The 1392-nt window shown below is 46.3% G+C and carries 1 protein-coding gene; it reads left to right on the top strand.

All coding sequences use genetic code 11. From position 1 onward, the window contains the following. The coding region (tnpC, locus tag ACM0OZ_RS48820; protein WP_414590155.1) for an IS66 family transposase at positions 1–1392 on the top strand (1392 nt) is incomplete at both ends.

The raw sequence follows: 1392 nt of genomic DNA, 5'->3' as shown, positions 1-1392 counted from the left end.
AGATTATCTGACTCAGATACCCCCAGAAGATTGGGAGAAAACTCCAGCCAGTGTCAAAAAACTGGTAAAGGGCATGGGGCAGGGCATTGGAAAATTAGAACAACAACTAGCCGAATTAGTCGCAGTTCAGGAACAGCTATTAGAAAAAGTTAATCGCACATCTAAGAACTCGTCATCACCACCCTCCCTTGACCCACCTGGGTTTGGAAAAAAGCCACAGAAGCAAAAAAGCAATAAAAAGCGAGGGGGTCAACCAGGTCATGAAGGACATAGCCGGGATTTATACCCAATAGAAGAGTGTAGCGAGGTCATTGACCATCATCCACAAGAGTGCGCTAGTTGTGGAGAAAATCTTAGTGGAGAAGATACAAACCCCTATCGTCATCAGATAGTAGAGATTCCGCCAATCAATCCCATCGTCATCGAACATCGCTTGCATCAATTGACTTGCTCCGGATGCGGCGCTAAGACCCGTGCAACATTACCTGAAGATGTGAAGCCAAGTGGTTACGGGGTAAGAGTTGTGGCTCTGGTTGCGCTGTTGAGTGGAGTGTACCGCAATAGTCACAGGATGGTACAAAGCGCCATGCAAGACTTGTTTGGGATCTCAATATCATTGGGAACCGTAAATACACTTCGCACAGAAGCAAGCAATGCAGTGACTGGGTGTGTGAATGAGGCAAAACAATACATTCAACAACAATCAGTTGTAGGAGCGGATGAAACCAGCTTTAATCAAGGTAATCTTGACGGTTGTAATCCTACACAAAGAAAAGCTTGGCTGTGGGTTGCAGTCACACCTCTGGTAACATTTTTTGAAATTGCTCTAACTCGTTGCACCCAAGCAGCTGAAAACTTGTTGGGTGAGAACTTTGGAGGTATTTTAAACTCTGACCGTCACGGTGCTTACAACTGGGTAGACCTGGAACGTCGCCAATTGTGCTGGGCGCATCTGCGACGGGAATTTATCAAAATTTCAGAACGTCCTGGTGTCTCGGCAGAATTAGGGACTGCACTGGTTAAACAGCAGGAGAAGTTATTTGACTTATGGCATCGAGTCCGAGATGGTACTTTATCTCGTAGCGATTTTATGAAGTTGGCTTCTGATATTCAGATCATGATCAAAGCGACCTTACAAGAAGCTGCCGACTACTCCATTGGTACACGAGAAAAAACACCCTTGGCAAAAACGGTCCGCACCTGTCGTCAACTGCTCCACGTTGAGGTAGCAATGTGGTTGTTTGTCACAACTGTTGGTGTTGAGCCTACGAATAATGCTGCTGAAAGAGCGATTCGTCCTGCCGTCATCTGGCGACGTACCAGTTTTGGGTCTCAGACTCAGGCTGGTAGTGCTTTTGTTGCCCGAATGCTGACCGTCGTTACAACTCTTAA

Source organism: Scytonema sp. PCC 10023 (assembly GCF_963920835.1).
GTDB lineage: Bacteria > Cyanobacteriota > Cyanobacteriia > Cyanobacteriales > Nostocaceae > Kalymmatonema.
The sequence above is the reverse complement of the archived record's forward strand: the minus strand, read 5'-3'. Positions and strand labels throughout refer to the sequence as shown.